The 16134-nt window shown below is 61.5% G+C and carries 10 protein-coding genes; 7 read left to right on the top strand and 3 right to left on the bottom strand.

What is annotated here, in order from left to right:
• Positions 1-60: 60 nt before the first annotated feature.
• Positions 61-1644 (bottom strand): carboxypeptidase M32, encoded by a 1584-nt coding sequence (locus AAAX77_RS05360; protein WP_349105145.1) that lies wholly within the window; start codon positions 1642-1644, stop codon positions 61-63.
• 504 nt (positions 1645-2148) lie between these two features.
• Between AAAX77_RS05360 and pheS the strand changes: the two genes are divergently transcribed.
• The 6 genes from pheS (at position 2149) to AAAX77_RS05330 (ending at position 9748) form a co-directional block, all read left to right on the top strand.
• Positions 2149-3225 (top strand): phenylalanine--tRNA ligase subunit alpha, encoded by a 1077-nt coding sequence (gene pheS / locus AAAX77_RS05355; RefSeq protein WP_117770495.1) that lies wholly within the window; start codon positions 2149-2151, stop codon positions 3223-3225.
• 184 nt (positions 3226-3409) lie between these two features.
• Complete coding sequence (gene pheT / locus AAAX77_RS05350; RefSeq protein ID WP_349105144.1) at positions 3410-5863, top strand: phenylalanine--tRNA ligase subunit beta; 2454 nt, start codon at positions 3410-3412, stop codon at positions 5861-5863.
• A 245-nt stretch (positions 5864-6108) separates the two neighbouring features.
• Positions 6109-7191 carry a cobalt transporter CbiM gene (cbiM, locus tag AAAX77_RS05345; protein ID WP_349105142.1) on the top strand — a complete coding sequence of 361 codons (1083 nt, stop codon included), beginning with the start codon at positions 6109-6111 and terminating at the stop codon, positions 7189-7191.
• Positions 7169-8005: an energy-coupling factor transporter transmembrane component T gene (locus AAAX77_RS05340; protein WP_349105140.1), complete on the top strand. Its 837-nt coding sequence runs from the start codon at positions 7169-7171 to the stop codon at positions 8003-8005. The genes cbiM and AAAX77_RS05340 overlap by 23 nt, the downstream gene beginning before the upstream one ends.
• A 44-nt stretch (positions 8006-8049) precedes the next feature.
• A complete protein-coding gene (locus AAAX77_RS05335; protein WP_349105139.1) occupies positions 8050-8820 on the top strand; it encodes an ABC transporter ATP-binding protein in 771 nt (256 codons plus the stop codon).
• 79 nt (positions 8821-8899) lie between these two features.
• Positions 8900-9748: a hypothetical protein gene (locus AAAX77_RS05330; RefSeq protein ID WP_349105137.1), complete on the top strand. Its 849-nt coding sequence runs from the start codon at positions 8900-8902 to the stop codon at positions 9746-9748.
• Here the strand turns inward: AAAX77_RS05330 and AAAX77_RS05325 are convergent.
• Together AAAX77_RS05325 and pyk are read right to left on the bottom strand one after the other, a co-directional pair.
• A complete protein-coding gene (locus tag AAAX77_RS05325; RefSeq protein WP_349105136.1) occupies positions 9745-10818 on the bottom strand; it encodes a hypothetical protein in 1074 nt (357 codons plus the stop codon). The two genes, AAAX77_RS05330 and AAAX77_RS05325, sit on opposite strands and share 4 nt — an antisense overlap.
• A 421-nt stretch (positions 10819-11239) precedes the next feature.
• A complete protein-coding gene (pyk, locus tag AAAX77_RS05320; protein ID WP_217750949.1) occupies positions 11240-12700 on the bottom strand; it encodes a pyruvate kinase in 1461 nt (486 codons plus the stop codon).
• Positions 12701-13142: 442 nt separating this feature from the next.
• Here pyk and AAAX77_RS05315 point away from each other — a divergent pair, with 442 nt between their 5' ends.
• Positions 13143-15824 carry a cation-translocating P-type ATPase gene (locus tag AAAX77_RS05315; RefSeq protein WP_349105134.1) on the top strand — a complete coding sequence of 894 codons (2682 nt, stop codon included), beginning with the start codon at positions 13143-13145 and terminating at the stop codon, positions 15822-15824.
• Positions 15825-16134 lie beyond the last annotated feature (310 nt).

Below are 16134 nucleotides of genomic sequence, written 5' to 3'. Positions count from 1 at the left end.
AAGGGGGCGCCGCGGATTGGTTCCGCGGCGTCCCCTTTGCGTTGGCGTGTCGGTTATGCCTTACAGCTCGTAGAGCGTGGTGAACTTGTCCTGCAGGTAGCTGCAGTAGTAGCGGGCATCGAACGCCATGCCGCACGCGCCCTTGATGAGCTCCGGCGCGTCCTTGGCGCGGCCCCACTGCCAAATGTGCTCGCCCAGCCAGGCACGGACGGGCGCCAGATCGCCGCTCGCGCAGGCACCGGTAAGGTCGATGCCGTCGCGGCACATGGCCGGCACGAACATGGCGTCGTAGGCGCTGCCCAGCGCATAGGTGGGGAAGTAACCAAACGAGCCACCGCTCCAGTGTGTATCCTGCAGGCACCCGTGCGTGTCGTCAGGAACGGGAATGCCCAGGTACTCGTTCATAAAGCGATTCCAAAGTGCGGGGATGTCCTTGGCCGTGGCCTCGCCGGCAAACAGCATGCGCTCGATCTCGTAGCGCACCATAACGTGCAGCGGATAGGTGAGCTCGTCGGCCTCGGTGCGGATCAACGACGGCTGCGCGATGTTCACGGCACGGTAGAGCGTGTCCTCGTCGACGCCGCCGTAGACCTCGGGTGCGTGTCGGCGCAGCACCTCGAGCAGCGGTCCCATAAAGGCGCGGCTGCGACCCACGGTGTTCTCAAAGAAGCGGCTCTGGCTCTCGTGGATGCCCATGGAGGTACCACCCTCAAGACAGGTGCGCGCATAGACAGGATTGACGCCCAGCTCGTACATGGCGTGTCCTGCCTCGTGGATGATGCTGAAGACGTTGGAGATGCAGTCGTTCTCGTAGATGTGCGTCGCGATGCGCGCATCACCCACGGCAAAGCCCTCGCTAAACGGGTGCTCGGTAAAGGCGAGCGTGGTGTCGTCCAGGTTCAGGCCGACAAGCTTCATCAGATCGAAGCTCATGGCACGCTGGGCAGCCTCGGGCACGCGGGCATGCAAAAAGTCGGCAGCGGGCTGCTGGCCGCGCTCGCCGATGGCGTGCACGAGCGGCACGACCGTGGCCTTGACCTCCTCGCAAAACGCGTCGAAGCTCTTGGCGGAAAGGCCGCGCTCGTACTGGTCGAGCCAAACATCGTAGGGGTCGCGCTTGGGATCCATGAGCTCTGCCTGATGCTTAAGTTGGGCGACGATTCTATCCACATAGGGCTCAAAGCTCGCCCAGTCGTTGGCCGTCTTGGCTTTGTGCCACACGGCGTCGGCCTCGCAGGTGAGCCTGGTCCAGGCCTCGGCCTCCTCGGTAGGAATAACGCTTGCCTCGCGTTGATCGCGGCCGAGCACGCGGATCTCGTCAAGCAGCTGCGGGTCGTCGATCTTGCCGCCGGCGACGGTCTCGCGTGCCAGCGAGTACACGAGTTCGACAGACTTTTCGCTGGTCAGGAGCTTATGGTGCTCGCCGGCAAGGGTGCCCATGGCGTCGGCACGGGCGGCGGCACCGTTGGCGGGAGCAATAGTCGCGCCGTCAAACTCGGCAATCTTGAGCAGGTACTCGCGAGTCCACAGCTTGCCCTCGAGCTTGCGGAATTTTTTGACGGCCTTATCGACTTTAGCGGCCTTGACGCCCTTGGCAGCCTTTGCCACGGCGGCCTGGGCCTTCTTATCGAGTTTCTTTCCCATACCGTATCCTTAATCTCGCAGGTCGAGCGCCGCAGGTGGGCGCGCGGCCAGTTTGCACAGCTACCTGCCTTGTACCCAGCGCGAACAAAACGGAACGCGGCGATATGCTCGCAGAATGTGTTATCCTATAGCCCAATGCGTTGACGGAGAGGGTTTTGCCCGTCGCGTCGCCGGCAAGAGAGGGAAGGTCATGGGCTGCAAGCCTTCCTGCGGTGGCAAGGGCCAAGCGTTCACTCCCGAGCAGCAACCTCAACGGGCACGCGGCCAGCGGCGGCGAAGCCCCAGTAGGGAAGCCGTGAGCCTCGCGACAAGGGGCAAAGAGTGGGCGCGGCGGGCCAGACATCCGCCGGGTCAAACAAGGTGGTACCGCGGAATTCAACCGTCCTTGGGCAATGCACATGCCCGAGGGCGGTTTTTTGTTACCGAACCGGGCCGCGTTTTCGCAACGTCAGACGGCGGCAGCCGCCTCGGCAAGCGGGGAACGCGAGAGACGAAAGGGAAGACATGAGTCTGATTGATGATCTGGTCAAACTCGAGGAAGAGGCCAAGGAGCTCGTCACTAGCGCCGACGACGCCGCCAAGCTCGAGGCTGCGCGCGTTGAGCTGCTCGGTCGCAAAGGCCGTATCACCGGCCTGATGCGCATGATGGGCAAACTCGCCCCCGAGGATCGTCCCATGATGGGCAAGCGCGCCAACGAGATGCGCCAGCTGATCGAGGGCATGCTCGACGAGCGCACCACCGAGATGAAGGCCGCCGCCCTCAAGCACGCACTCGAGCACGAGGCCGTCGACATCACGCTGCCGGGCATCCGTCCGCAGATCGGTCACCAGCACCTGATCAAGCAGATCATCGAGGAGGCCGAGGACATCTTCTGCGGCATCGGCTACACCGTCGAGTCCGGCCCCATGGTCGATACTTCCTACTACAACTTCACTGCGCTCAACGCCCCCATGGATCACCCGAGCCGCTCGGCCCGCGATACCTTCTACGTGGTCGATAACAACCCCGGCAGCGTCGCGCACCCCGAGGCTCACGCCCATGGCGAGTCCGACGTGCTGCTGCGCACCCAGACCTCGGGCGTGCAGATTCACACCATGGAGTCGCAGAAGCCGCCCATCTACATGATCTGCCCGGGCACCGTCTACCGTCCCGACACGGCCGACGCCTGCCACCTGCCGCAGTTCAACCAGATCGAAGGCCTGGTCGTCGACGAGGGTATCACCTTTGGCGACCTGAAGGGCACGCTCGACTACTTTGTTAAGTGCATGTTTGGCGAGGACCGCAAGACGCGCTACCGTCCGCACTTCTTCCCCTTCACCGAGCCGAGCTGCGAGGTGGACGTGAGCTGCCACGTCTGCGGCGGCAAGGGCTGCAACTTCTGCAAGCACAGCGGCTGGATCGAGATCTTGGGCTGCGGCATGGTCGACCCCAACGTCCTGATCAACTGCGGCATCGACCCCGAGAAGTATACCGGCTTCGCCTTTGGCATTGGCGCCGAGCGCGTCGCGGCACTGCGCTACGACCTGCCCGACCTCAGAACTCTCATGACTGGCGATATGCGCTTCTTGAATCAGTTCTAGGCTGCGGCTTGCCCAAGCACGGCACTTCGGCGCTCATTCGTCGCTTGCGTACCAAAGTACGCGGCGCTCCTTTTTAGGGCCGATCTGCCGCACTTGGACAACCCTCGCTTTGTAAGGAATGTTCACAAAGTTGAAGTTTCCACCTGCATCTCTTCGCAGGCTTTCAGTATGAAAGGAGAGCTAGATGCGTGTTTCTTACGACTGGCTCAAGACCATGATCGATATTCCGGAGGATCCCAAGACCCTTTCGGACGAATATATCCGTACCGGCACCGAGGTCGAGGCGATCGACACCGTGGGCGAGTCCTTCGACCACGTGGTGACCGCCCAGGTGCTCACCAAGACCCCGCACCCCGATAGCGACCACATGTATGTGTGCTCGGTCGACGTGGGTGACAAGAACCTCGACGCCGACGGCAACCCCGCTCCGCTGCAGATCGTCTGCGGCGCGCAGAACTTCGAGGCCGGTGACCACATCGTCACGGCCATGATCGGCGCTGTCCTGCCCGGCGACGTCAAGATCAAGAAGAGCAAGCTTCGCGGCGTCGTGTCCATGGGCATGAACTGCTCCGCGCGCGAGCTCGGCCTGGGCGGCGACCACTCCGGCATTATGATCCTGCCCGAGGATACGCCCTGCGGCATGCCGTTTGCCGAGTACGTGGGCTCGAGTGATACCGTGCTCGACTGCGAGATCACGCCCAACCGCCCCGACTGCCTGTCCATGATCGGCATGGCCCGCGAGACCGGTGCCATCTTCGACCGCGATTTCCACGTTGAGCTGCCCGCTATCAAGGCGGAGACCGGCCGTGCGACCGACGACGAGCTTTCCGTCGAGATTGCCGACGAGGGCCTGTGCGACCGCTACGTCGCCCGCATCGTGCGCAACGTGAAGGTCGGCCCGTCGCCCGACTGGATGGTCAAGCGCCTTAACGCCCTGGGCGTGCGCCCGCACAACAATATCGTCGACATCACCAACTATGTGATGATGCTCACCGGTCAGCCGCTGCACGCCTTTGACCTGGACACCTTTGCCGAGCGCGATGGCAGGCGCCGCGTGGTGGTTCGCGCCGCCCAGCAGGACGAGAAGTTCACGACGCTCGACGGCGAGGAGCGTGTGCTCGATGCCGGCATGGGCCTCATCACCGACGGCGAGCGCCCTGTGGCGTTGGCCGGCGTTATGGGCGGCATGGATTCCGAGATCGAGGACGATACCGTCGATGTGATGGTCGAGAGCGCCTGCTTCAACGCCGGTCGCACCTCGCACACCAGCCGCGATCTGTCGCTGATCTCCGACGCCTCCATTCGCTTTGAGCGCCAGGTTGACGAGACCGGCTGCGTGGATGTTGCCGACATTGCCTGCGCGCTGATTGAGGAGATCGCCGGCGGCGAGGTCGCCCCCGGCTATGTGGACGTGTTCCCCGCGCCCAAGACCATCGACAGCATCAAGCTGCGCCTGGCCCGCGTGCACGCCATCTGCGGTGCCGACATCGAGTCCGACTTTATCGAGCGCTCGCTCACCCGCCTGGGCTGCACCGTCGAGCGCGACGGCGAAGACTTTATGGTTACCCCGCCGAGCTTCCGCCCCGACCTGCCGCGCGAGATTGACCTGATCGAGGAGGTCCTGCGCCTGTGGGGCATGGGCCGCGTGACGGCGACCATCCCGGCTGCCAAGAACCACATTGGCGGCCTGACCCGCGAGCAGAAGCTCACCCGTAAGGTCGGCGAGATCCTGCGCGCCTGCGGCCTCAACGAGACCACGACTTTCGGCTTTGCCGCCCCGGGTGACCTGGAGAAGATCGGTATGCCCACCGAGGGCCGCGGTTGCCCCGTGGTGCTCATGAACCCGCTGGTAGCCGAGCAGACCGAGATGCGTCGTTCGCTGCTGCCGGGCCTGCTGCAGTCCGTGGCCTACAACGAGGCGCACGGTACGCCCAACGTGCACCTGTACGAGGTCGGCAGCCTGTTCCACGGTCGCGAGAACGCCAGCCTGCCCAAGGAGACCAAGTCCGTGGCGGGTGTGCTCTCGGGCCAGTGGAGCGAGCGGTCCTGGAACATGAAGTACCGCAAGCTGCGCTTCTTCTTTGGCAAGGGCATTGTCGAGGAGCTGCTTGCCCAGCTGCGCATCGAGAAGGTTCGCTTCCGTCCCGTCGAGGGCGAGGGCTATGCCTTCCTGCAGCCGGGTCGTGCTGCCGAGGTTCTGTCCGGCGGCACTGTGCTGGGCTGGGTCGGCGAGATTCACCCCGAGGCGCGCGAGGCGATGGGCATCGACGAGGTCGTCGTTGCCTTTGAGCTCGACCTGGGCAAGCTGATTAAGGGCGCCCGCAATCAGGAGAACTACCGCGAGTTCTCGCAGTACCCGGCCGTTGAGCACGACCTTGCTATCGTGGTCGACAACACTGTGACCTGCGAGGATCTTGAGCGCCGCATTACCAGCGCCGGCGGCAAGCTGCTCGAGGGCGTGCGCCTGTTCGACGTCTACCGCGATCCCATCCGCATCGGAGCGGGCAAGAAGTCCATGGCCTTTGCGCTTACGTATCGCTCCGACGACCATACGCTGACCAGCGAAGAGGTCGAGAAGGCGCACCAGAAGATCGTCACCAAGGTGTGCAAGGGCGTAAACGGCGAGGTCCGCGGCTAGGGCTTGCGCTGGGTATAGGCCAGCGGTGGCTGCCGCCGAGTCCTACGTGATTGCTATGCTCGGTATAAGGCACTGCTGAGCCTGCATATATGACACGCGCATTACATAACGGCGTGCTGCTTTGTCGGCAGCGCGCCGTTTTGCTATGATAGCCCGCGGCGTGTTACGAATCTGACATTACGTAACACTGGAAAGGTGATTCAAGCGGCGTTGCAATTCCGTGCGCCGATAACCGGGAGGCGTACATGCACATTCCAGATAATTATCTGTCCCCGCAGACCGATGCCGTCATGGCGGTGGCGATGGTGCCCGTTTGGGTCCATTGCATCAAAAAGGTACGCGCCACGCTCGATCGCGAGCACATGGCTTTCCTGGGCATCTGCGCTGCGTTCTCCTTCTTGCTCATGATGTTTAACGTGCCGCTGCCCGGTGGCACCACGGGTCACGCCGTCGGCGGCGCACTCATCGCGCTGCTGCTGGGCCCCGAGGCCGCGGCCATTGCGGTTTCGGTCGCACTGGCACTGCAGGCGCTGCTGTTTGGCGACGGCGGCATCCTGTCCTTTGGAGCCAACTGCTTCAACATGGCATTTGTGCTGCCATTTGTGGCAGCCATCGTGTTCCGTGCGCTCAACGGCCGCCTGCACGACAAGAGCTGGGGCACTTCGGTTTCTGCCATCGTGAGCGGCTGGATCGGCTTGTGCGTGGCTGCCCTGTGCGCTGCCATCGAGTTCGGCATTCAGCCGATGCTCTTCACCAACGCCTCGGGTGCCCCGCTATACTGCCCCTTCCCGCTGTCTGTTTCCATTCCGGCCATGTTGATTCCGCACATGCTTGTAGCCGGTGTGGTCGAGGGCGTGGCGACTGCCGCGATCTACGGCTTTATCAAGAAGACGGCGCCGAGTGTTATCGTCGGGCCCGAGGCCGTCGATGGACAGCTTGCCGGCGATGGTACTGCCAAGAAGACCTCGCTGGTCCCCACGCTCATTCTGGTCGCCGTGCTTGTCGTGGCTACGCCGCTCGGCTTGCTTGCCACAGGTGACGCATGGGGCGAGTGGGACGCCGAGGGCGCCGCGACCGCCGTTCAGGAGGCTGGTGACGACAGTCTGCAGACTTCGGTTGGCCTCGATACTCCGACCTTTGCCGATGCCCTGCCCACGGGCGATTATCTGCAGGCCTATTCCGAGGAGCAGGGCCTTGGCTTTGCCGGTCAGGCTGCCATGTATATCCTGTCCGGCGTGATTGGCGTGGCGGTGCTCACCATCGCATTCCGCCTGATCTCGCTGACGGTTAAGGAAAGCGGTGCTCATGGCAATAGCCGAACTGCCTAGCTGGCTTGCGGCCGAGGAGCGATATGAGCCCGTGGGGGCTCGGCATCGTGTGATGCAAAAGAATGTCCTGCACCTGGCGAGCCTGCTTGAGCGGGTTCGCCTGGGTGGAGGCACGCACGAGGGCGGGTCGATGGTCGACCGCGCCCTTTCTTGCGTTTCGGCTCCGGTGCGCCTGGTGGGGATGTTCGTTTGCGTCCTGTGCGTGTGTCTGACGCAGAGCCCGCTGTACCTGATGCTGATGGCGGCTATCGCGCTGGTGCTGGTCGCGGTGCGCCCCGCGCGCGGGTTGCGCGCGACTTTTGTACCGGCGCTTGGCGCCACGGGGCTTGCGGTGGTTCTGGCGCTGCCTGCCCTGTTGCTGAGCGCGTCTGCCATGGGCGCCATGCTCAAGATCGCGCTCAAGACGTTTATTAATGTGTCGCTGGTGCTGGGTGTTTCGTGGACGCTCACCTGGAGCCGCATGTCGGCGGCGCTCAAAATGCTGCATCTACCCGACGAGGTCATCTTTACGTTTGATATGGCGCTCAAGCACATCGAGGTGCTGGCCCGAACGGCGCACAATCTGTGCGAATCGGTCATGCTGCGCAGCGTTGGCCGTGCGCCTGAGGGATTTTCGCGTACCGATTCGATCGCGGGTATCATGGGCATGACCTTTATCAAGGCGATGGAATGCAGCCGCGCGATGGACGAGGCCATGCTCTGCCGCGGCTTTGCCGGCGCGTATCCGGCTCCCGCGCGGAGCGGCTTTGGCTGGTGCGATGCGGTCTATGCGGTCGGCGTGGCGTTGCTCGCCGTGTTGTGTGCGGTACTGTAGCGCGGGCGGTCTAGCCGTCGATGTGAGTAGGGAAGGGCGACGTTTTGACGATCGATATGAATAGTGCGGCGGGCACGAACGGTGCGGGCGGCGCCGAGGGCGCGCCGCTTATTGAGTTGCGCGACGTGGTGTTCTCCTATGCGGGGCATACGGTTGTCGATGGCGTGTCGCTGCAGGTCGATCGTGGTGAACTCGTTGCCCTGCTCGGTCCCAACGGCTGCGGTAAGACGACGATTATGCGTCTTATTAACGGCCTTGAACTCGCGGACGCAGGGGCATACCTGTTTGACGGGTGTATGGTCGATGCGACATATCTCAAGGATTCCGCGACGGCCCAGCGGTTTCATCAGCGCGTGGGCTTTGTGTTCCAGAATGCCGACGCCCAGTTGTTCTGCGCTACGGTGGGTGAGGAAGTTGCTTTTGGTCCCGCGCAGATGGGGCTGCCGGCAGACGAGCTCGACCGTCGCGTGCATGATGCCATGGAACTGTTTCAAGTTGCCGACCTGGTCGATGCCTCGCCCTATCAGCTTTCGGGTGGGCAAAAGAAGCGTGTGGCGCTGGCGGCAGTCGTATCGATGAACCCCGATATCTTGGTTCTCGACGAACCTACTAATGGGCTCGACGAGGATTCATGCGACATCGTGGTCAACTTCTTGCTGGCCTACGTCGCGGCGGGTAAGACGGTCTTGATGAGCACACATCACCAGGATTTGGTGCGACGCCTGGGTGCCCGTGCAATCTATATCGATCGATATCACCATGTGGTCGAGGCGCCGGTGTCGTCGTATGGAACCGAGAGCGGCGCTGCGGAATAGTTGCTGCGTAGAGCGTGCGTAGCCGCCCGCGCGGCTTTGCCGTGATGGTATAGTTATCCAGGTTTTTATGGGGGTGGCTATGCCAAGCTGGAACATTCATATCGCTCAGACGGAGCGTTTGCTGGAGCGCACCGGTGCGCTTGCCAATAGCGTGCGCGATCGCAATGCCTTTTTGTTTGGCTGCGTGGTTCCGGATATCTTCGTGGGCTATATGGTCCCTGGCATCGCCGATCCCATCCCATACCGCATTACGCACTTTGCAAAGCCCGAGCCTATCCCTAAGCCGCGCGAGCACGAGTTCTGGGATACCTATGTGGCGCCGCTGCTCAAAGGGGCGCCTGTTGGTACGCCGGCTGCCGCGACCTCGATTGTCGAGGAGCGCGAGCGACTCAATCGGGTACATTATCCCCAACGCTACAAGGATGCCGAGCCGGTTGCCGGTCCCGGTGCTAACGAGCTTTCGCTCGCGCCCGATGACGTGGCGCAGTCGCTGCTCGATCTGACGCTGGGCGTTTGGTCTCACCTCGTGGCCGATACCGTGTGGAATACGCGCGTGAATCAGTACCTGGAGGCGCACGGCGGCAAGCCGTGCGAGGAATTCCGCATTAAAAAGCAAGGCGACTTTGACTGGTTTGGTAAGACGCTCGGGATCGTTTCGATTCCGCGCGCGACCGATCGCCTGTATACTGCGGCGACGCGTTTTGGTCAGTATCCCATCCATAAGGAGTATGTGCTCAAGACCATTGGCGTTATGCACGAGATTGTACGCGAAAACCCCGGCGAGCCCGACCATCCGCCATACCGCCTGCTGACCGAGAAATTCTTCGACGCAACGTTTACCGAGGTCATCGAGCTGACCGAGGCGGGTTTTGCCGCCCGTGTCGAATCGCCCGATGTGCCTGCGCTGCCCCTGATTGCTAGCTGCTAGCTGGCCGGCCCGGCAGTGAATAGCTCAACCCAATCGACAAGTAGCTCTTGCCGTAAGGTATCTTCGGCAATGCGCTCCTGTTTGGTCTTTGGGATGTGGGGAAGCCCGGCCTTTTTATGGATGAGCTCGGCTATGTGATCGAAGCTCTTCTTCTCCTTGATCTGGTCATAGGTAATTTGGATGACGTCGTAGCCCATGCTTGTGAGTGCGGTGGCGCGCTCGGCACCGGAGAGGCTCGCGGCTTCGCTGTCGTGGGCAGAGCGGCCTTGGCATTCCAGAATGACGCCCATGCTGTCGGTGGCGCTTTCGATGAGGATATCGGCGTAGCAGCAGGTTTTGTCATACAGCGAACGTGCGGCTTCACTGAGCGGGATGCGCGCGTTGTTGGCGATCTCGATGCCCTGGCCGCCCTCGTCGCGGGGGAGCGAGATAAGCATGGAGGTCTGTACTTCGAAGGGCGAGGCGGCCTGCCCCGTCATGTGCTCGGCCGCCCAGCGCAGTTGTTTGACGCCGCGCAGGCCTGCGGCTTGCTTGGCGAACGCGGCGATATCCGTTGCGGTAAGAAGCGGCGTGCGCTTCCACAAGTTGGTGTCATTGCCCTTGGTGTCGTTAACTCGCTCCCAGCCGCAGTTGGGTGGAATGAACTTAAGCGAAATAGCTTCATCGAGTTGTTGTTGCGTTCGCTCGCAGGGCTTAAACACTGCAAAGGAGCTGCACATCTCGTAGCACGCCATGAGTAACTGGTTGCGTGAGACCTGCGTGGCAAGGCTGAGCAGCGTGAACTCCGGTGAAGTGACATCAAATCCATGTTCAGTCTGTCTAAACGACCCAGGAGGCGGCTCTTGGGTTAGCAGACGGCTATGAAATAGCTTTCCGTTCGCGCGCTGTTTCCTTTCACTCACGGATCTCCAAACTGGTGTGCCGAGCAAGTCTTTAAATACCGGTTGTTTTGAGTAATGCACCAAGCGATGGTCATGGTCGGGCGGCAGGATTGCCGGATAGAGTCCCAGTATTTGGGGCGGGATGCGATAGTACTGAAAAGCCGTAGGTCCGCAGGCAAGAAATGACATAGCGATCCGATCGTTTGAGCGTTGTTTGGGCTAGAAAAGCTATCCGTTTCGGAAGTGCGGTGAAAAAGACAAATAGGTCAGGTACAAGCGGTATTTAAGCCAACTTTATCAGGGGTTTTGTTGAAATAAAAGGACTTATGCTCGTGGGTAAGCAATTTTTCCCCGCACTTCCGAAAACGCGGTTGATCTGGTTCTTGCTAAAACGATTTAGCAGCGTCGGTTAAGGTGTGGGTTTGCCACCGGGCGAACACTTTTAGCGCTTGGGGCTTTATTTTTTGGGCCTCGGAGGGCGGATTTCGCGCTTTTGGTAATGAAATGGGTGCGTGCCATGCCGTGCGGTAGGCATCGGTGCACAGAAAAAGGGCCCGGAAGGCAATGCCTTCCGGGCCCTTTGCAATGCAAATCTGCTTGCAAGTGCGATTTAGCGCACCTGAGCGACGTAAGCGACGTTGGTCGAGGAGACCTTGTCCTCGAGCTGGACGCTCATGCGGGGATCGCCGGCGGTAGCGACGGTCAAATCGCCAGTCTTGACGTAGCCGAGCTCCTTAGCGGTCTCGATCGCCTTGACGATCGTGCCGTTGACGGTGCCCTGGGTAATCTCTGCCTGGTGCGGGATGACGCCCCAGTACATGATCATCTGCTGGACGGCCCACTCGTGGCGGGAGAACGCGCAGATCGGCATGTTGGGACGGAAGTGCGAGATCAGGCGGGCAGTACGACCAGTGGTCGTCGGCACGGTGATGCACTTGGCGCCAACGGTGGTGGCCATGTTCACAGCGGACATACCCACAACGTTGTTGACGACGCGGGTGCCGTGAGCGTCAGCCGGAACCTCGAGCGGAGCGTGAGCCGGGAGGTACTTCTCGGTCTCGAGAGCAATGCTGGCCTGCATCTTAACGGCCTCGACCGGGTACTTACCGGCAGCGGACTCGCCGGAAAGCATAACGGCGTCGGTGCCGTCGTAGATGGCGTTAGCAACGTCGGCAACCTCGGCGCGCGTCGGGCGCGGGTTCTGCTGCATGGAGTCGAGCATCTGCGTAGCGGTGATAACGGGCTTGTAGGCCGCGTTGCACTTGGCGATGATCTCCTTCTGGATGTGCGGAACGAGCTCGGGCTTGATCTCGATGCCCAGGTCGCCACGGGCGACCATGATGCCGTCGGAAGCCTCGAGGATCTCGTCGAAGTTCTCGACGCCCAGGGCGCACTCGATCTTCGGGAAGATCGTCACGTGCTCGCCACCGTTCTCGCGGCAAAGCTCGCGGATGCCGCGGACGGACTCGCCGTCACGGATGAAGGAAGCGGCGATGTAGTCGATGTTCTCGGTCAGGCCAAAGAGGATGTCCTGACGATCGCGCTCGGTGATGGCGGGCAGCGAGATGTTGACGTTGGGCATGTTGACGCCCTTGCGCTCGCCGATCAGGCCGTCATTCTTGACGACGCAGGTCATGTCCTGGCCGTCGACGGACTCGACCTCGAGGGCAACCAGACCGTCATCGATCAGGATAAGGGAGCCCTTCTCGACCTCGGAGGGCAGAGCCAGGTAGTCGAGGGAGATGTGCTCAGAGGTGCCGTGGAAATCCTCGGACGTGGGCTGAGCGGTGACGACGATCTTATCGCCGGTCTTGACGGCAACCTTCTTGCCATCGACCAGAAGGCCGGTGCGGACCTCGGGGCCCTTGGTGTCGAGCAGGATGCCGACGGGCAGACCGAGCTCCTTGGAAATACGACGGACGCGCTCGATGCGACCGTGGTGCTCGTCGTAGGATCCGTGCGAGAAGTTAAAACGGGCGACGTTCATGCCCGCCTTGATCATCTCACGGATGGTCTCGTCGCTATCGCAGGCGGGACCCATGGTGCATACAATCTTGGTGCGCTTGTACATTCAGACCTCCATCTGACATCGTCTTGCGCTGATAGATAAACCATAAGAAATAAAACTGAGATGATTATAACGAAATGACGACCGAATACCCTCAAAAATCGACCGTATGCCGAATTAGAAGTTCTTTTTTTGCGGTAAAAACGGTATATGGAAAATCTTTACCAACCGTTCTGACCGCTGCTATCTGGGCGATATTTCAGTTTGACGATGCGCCGAAGAAAAAACGTTTTATCAATGTTGAGCATCACACGGTCTGCATCGTTGCACTCGAGCCGTGTTTCCAATTGGAATGTTTTGGCTAGACGCGCCGCTTTGGGGTACCATAGCCCCACTATCAACTGCCGCTCAGCACGGCAGCCTTGATGAGCCCTTGCCCTTCTCCTGGGAATTATGATCGGGCATCAATCTGCTGAGTGGCCCGAATCCCAGGAGGGGACTCTATATGCAAAAGGAATACCTGTCCGCTGCGGCGGAGGTACTCAGCGACCAAGGTGTCGATGAGAACCTCGGCCTGAGCAACGACGAGGCGTCGTCGCGCCTCGCCAAGACAGGCCCTAACAAGCTCGAGGAAGCCGAGAAGACGCCGTTGTGGAAGCGCTTCTTTGAGCAGATGGCCGACCCCATGGTCATCATGCTGATCGTTGCCGCCGTCATCAGTGCACTCACGGGCATGGTCAAGGGTGAGGCGGACTTTGCCGACGTCGCCATCATCATGTTCGTCGTTATCGTCAACTCGGTGCTGGGCGTGGTTCAGGAGGCCAAGAGCGAGGAAGCTCTCGAGGCATTGCAGGAGATGAGCGCGGCGCAGTCCAAGGTTCTGCGCGACGGCAAGCTCGTGCACCTGCCGAGTGCCGAGCTCGTACCTGGCGATGTGATCATGCTCGAGGCGGGCGACTCCGTCCCGGCCGACTGCCGCGTGCTCGAGAGCGCCACGATGAAGATCGAAGAGGCTGCACTCACCGGTGAGTCCGTGCCTGTCGAGAAGCATGCCAACGTGATCGAGCTCGCCACCGGCACCGATGACGTGCCGCTCGGCGACCGCAAGAACATGTGCTACATGGGCTCCACCGTGGTGTACGGCCGTGGCCGCGCCGTCGTAGTCGGTACCGGCATGGATACCGAGATGGGCAAGATCGCCGGCGCCCTGGCCGAGGCCAAGGAAGAGCTCACGCCGCTGCAGGTGAAGCTTGCCGAGCTCAGCCGCATCCTCACCATCATGGTTATCGTCATCTGCGTCGTTATCTTTGGTGTCGATATCATCCGCCACGGCGTGGGCAACGTTCTTACCGACCCGACCGCCCTGCTCGATACCTTTATGGTCGCCGTCTCGCTCGCCGTCGCTGCCATCCCCGAGGGTCTGGTCGCCGTCGTGACCATCGTGCTGTCGCTTGGCGTGACCAAGATGGCCAAGCGCCAGGCAATCATCCGCAAGCTCTCTGCCGTCGAGACTCTCGGCTGCACGCAGACCATCTGCTCCGACAAGACCGGTACCCTTACCCAAAACAAGATGACCGTCGTCAAGCACGAGCTCGCTGCGCCTAAGGAGAAGTTCCTGGCCGGAATGGCGCTGTGTTCCGATGCCCAGTGGGACGAGGACCTGGGCGAGGCCGTGGGCGAGCCGACTGAGTGCGCGCTCGTCAACGATGCCGGCAAAGCTGGTCTTACTGGCCTGACTGCCGAGCACCCGCGCGTGGGCGAGGCCCCGTTCGACTCGGGCCGTAAGATGATGTCCGTGGTCGTCGAGACCCTGGACGGCGAGTATGAGCAGTACACCAAGGGCGCGCCCGACGTGGTGATCGGCCTGTGCACCCACATCTACGAGGGCGATAAGGTCGTTCCGCTGACCGAGGAGCGTCGTGCCGAGCTCGTGGCCGCCAACAAGGCCATGGCCGACGAGGCCCTGCGCGTGCTGGCGCTGGCAAGCCGCACCTACACCGAGGTCCCGAGCGACTGCAGCCCCGCTGCGCTCGAGCACGACCTGGTCTTCTGCGGCCTGTCCGGCATGATTGACCCTGTCCGCCCCGAGGTCGCCGACGCCATCCGCGAGGCCCACGATGCCGGTATTCGCACCGTCATGATCACGGGCGACCACATCGACACCGCCGTGGCCATCGCCAAGCAGCTGGGCATCGTCACCGATCGCAACCATGCCATCACCGGTGCCGACCTCGATCGCATGAGCGACGAGGAACTCGACGCGCACATCGAGGACTACGGCGTGTACGCCCGCGTCCAACCCGAGCACAAGACACGCATCGTCGAGGCTTGGAAGTCGCGCGACCAGATCGTGGCCATGACGGGCGACGGCGTCAACGACGCCCCGTCCATCAAGCGCGCCGACATCGGCGTGGGCATGGGCATTACTGGTACCGACGTCACCAAGAACGTCGCCGACATGGTGCTCGCCGACGACAATTTCGCTACCATCATCGGTGCCTGCGAAGAGGGCCGTCGCATCTACGACAACATCCGCAAGGTCATCCAGTTCCTGCTTTCGGCTAACCTTGCCGAGGTCTTCTCGGTGTTCATCGCCACGCTCATCGGCTTTACCATCTTCCAGCCGGTGCAGCTGCTGTGGGTGAACCTGGTCACCGACTGTTTCCCCGCGCTCGCGCTGGGCATGGAGGACGCCGAGGGCGACATCATGAAGCGCAAGCCGCGCAACGCCAAGGACGGCGTCTTTGCCGGACATATGGGTCTGGACTGCGTGGTCCAGGGCCTAATCATCACCGTGCTGGTGCTGGCGAGCTTCTTTGTGGGCGTGTACTTTGACATGGGCTACATCCACATCGCCGATATGATCGCCGGCAATGCCGACGAGGAAGGCGTGATGATGGCGTTCATCACGCTCAACATGGTCGAGATTTTCCACTGCTTCAATATGCGCAGCCGTCGTGCGTCGCTGTTCACCATGAAGAAGCAGAACAAGTGGCTGTGGGCTTCCGCCGCGCTGGCACTGGTGCTGACGGTGATCGTGACCGTGCAGCCGACGCTTGCCGAGATGTTCTTTGGCCCTGTGACGCTTGAGCTCAAGGGCGTTCTTGCCGCGCTGGGTCTGGCCTTCCTGATCATCCCGCTGATGGAGATCTACAAGGCGATCATGCGCGCGGTCGAGAAGGAGTAACGTTCTCGTCCGGGCCCGCCCCACGCCCTTTCTCCCTCACTGGTCCTCGCGCTTCGCGCTGCGGGATCGTTCGGGAGAAAGGGCTTCCGGGGCGGGCCCTGCGGTATCCTTGCTGGCTTTTCTCCCGCGCGGATGATAAAGGGCTGAGGGAAAGTTTGTGAGCCGATCGAGCGTTTGCCCGGCCAGCTCTTTTTGATTTAAAATACCTGCTCAGTTGTGATTTATGGTGCTGGGAGGCGCTTGTGGGCAAGGCTAAGGCTAAAGCGAAGAAAAAGACGACGGGGGCGCGGGCTAAGCGCGATCGTCGTCG

The sequence above is a fragment of the Collinsella sp. CLA-ER-H6 genome (assembly GCF_040092305.1).
Lineage (GTDB): Bacteria > Actinomycetota > Coriobacteriia > Coriobacteriales > Coriobacteriaceae > Collinsella.
This window is presented reverse-complemented; position numbering and strand designations above follow the sequence as displayed.

Coding starts and splice junctions, on each gene's coding strand:
- AAAX77_RS05360 (WP_349105145.1), bottom strand. CDS start 1,644: ATGGGAAAGAAACTCGATAAGAAGGCCCAGGCCGCCGTGGCAAAGGCT.
- pheS (WP_117770495.1), top strand. CDS start 2,149: ATGAGTCTGATTGATGATCTGGTCAAACTCGAGGAAGAGGCCAAGGAG.
- pheT (WP_349105144.1), top strand. CDS start 3,410: ATGCGTGTTTCTTACGACTGGCTCAAGACCATGATCGATATTCCGGAG.
- cbiM (WP_349105142.1), top strand. CDS start 6,109: ATGCACATTCCAGATAATTATCTGTCCCCGCAGACCGATGCCGTCATG.
- AAAX77_RS05340 (WP_349105140.1), top strand. CDS start 7,169: ATGGCAATAGCCGAACTGCCTAGCTGGCTTGCGGCCGAGGAGCGATAT.
- AAAX77_RS05330 (WP_349105137.1), top strand. CDS start 8,900: ATGCCAAGCTGGAACATTCATATCGCTCAGACGGAGCGTTTGCTGGAG.
- AAAX77_RS05325 (WP_349105136.1), bottom strand. CDS start 10,818: ATGTCATTTCTTGCCTGCGGACCTACGGCTTTTCAGTACTATCGCATC.
- pyk (WP_217750949.1), bottom strand. CDS start 12,700: ATGTACAAGCGCACCAAGATTGTATGCACCATGGGTCCCGCCTGCGAT.
- AAAX77_RS05315 (WP_349105134.1), top strand. CDS start 13,143: ATGCAAAAGGAATACCTGTCCGCTGCGGCGGAGGTACTCAGCGACCAA.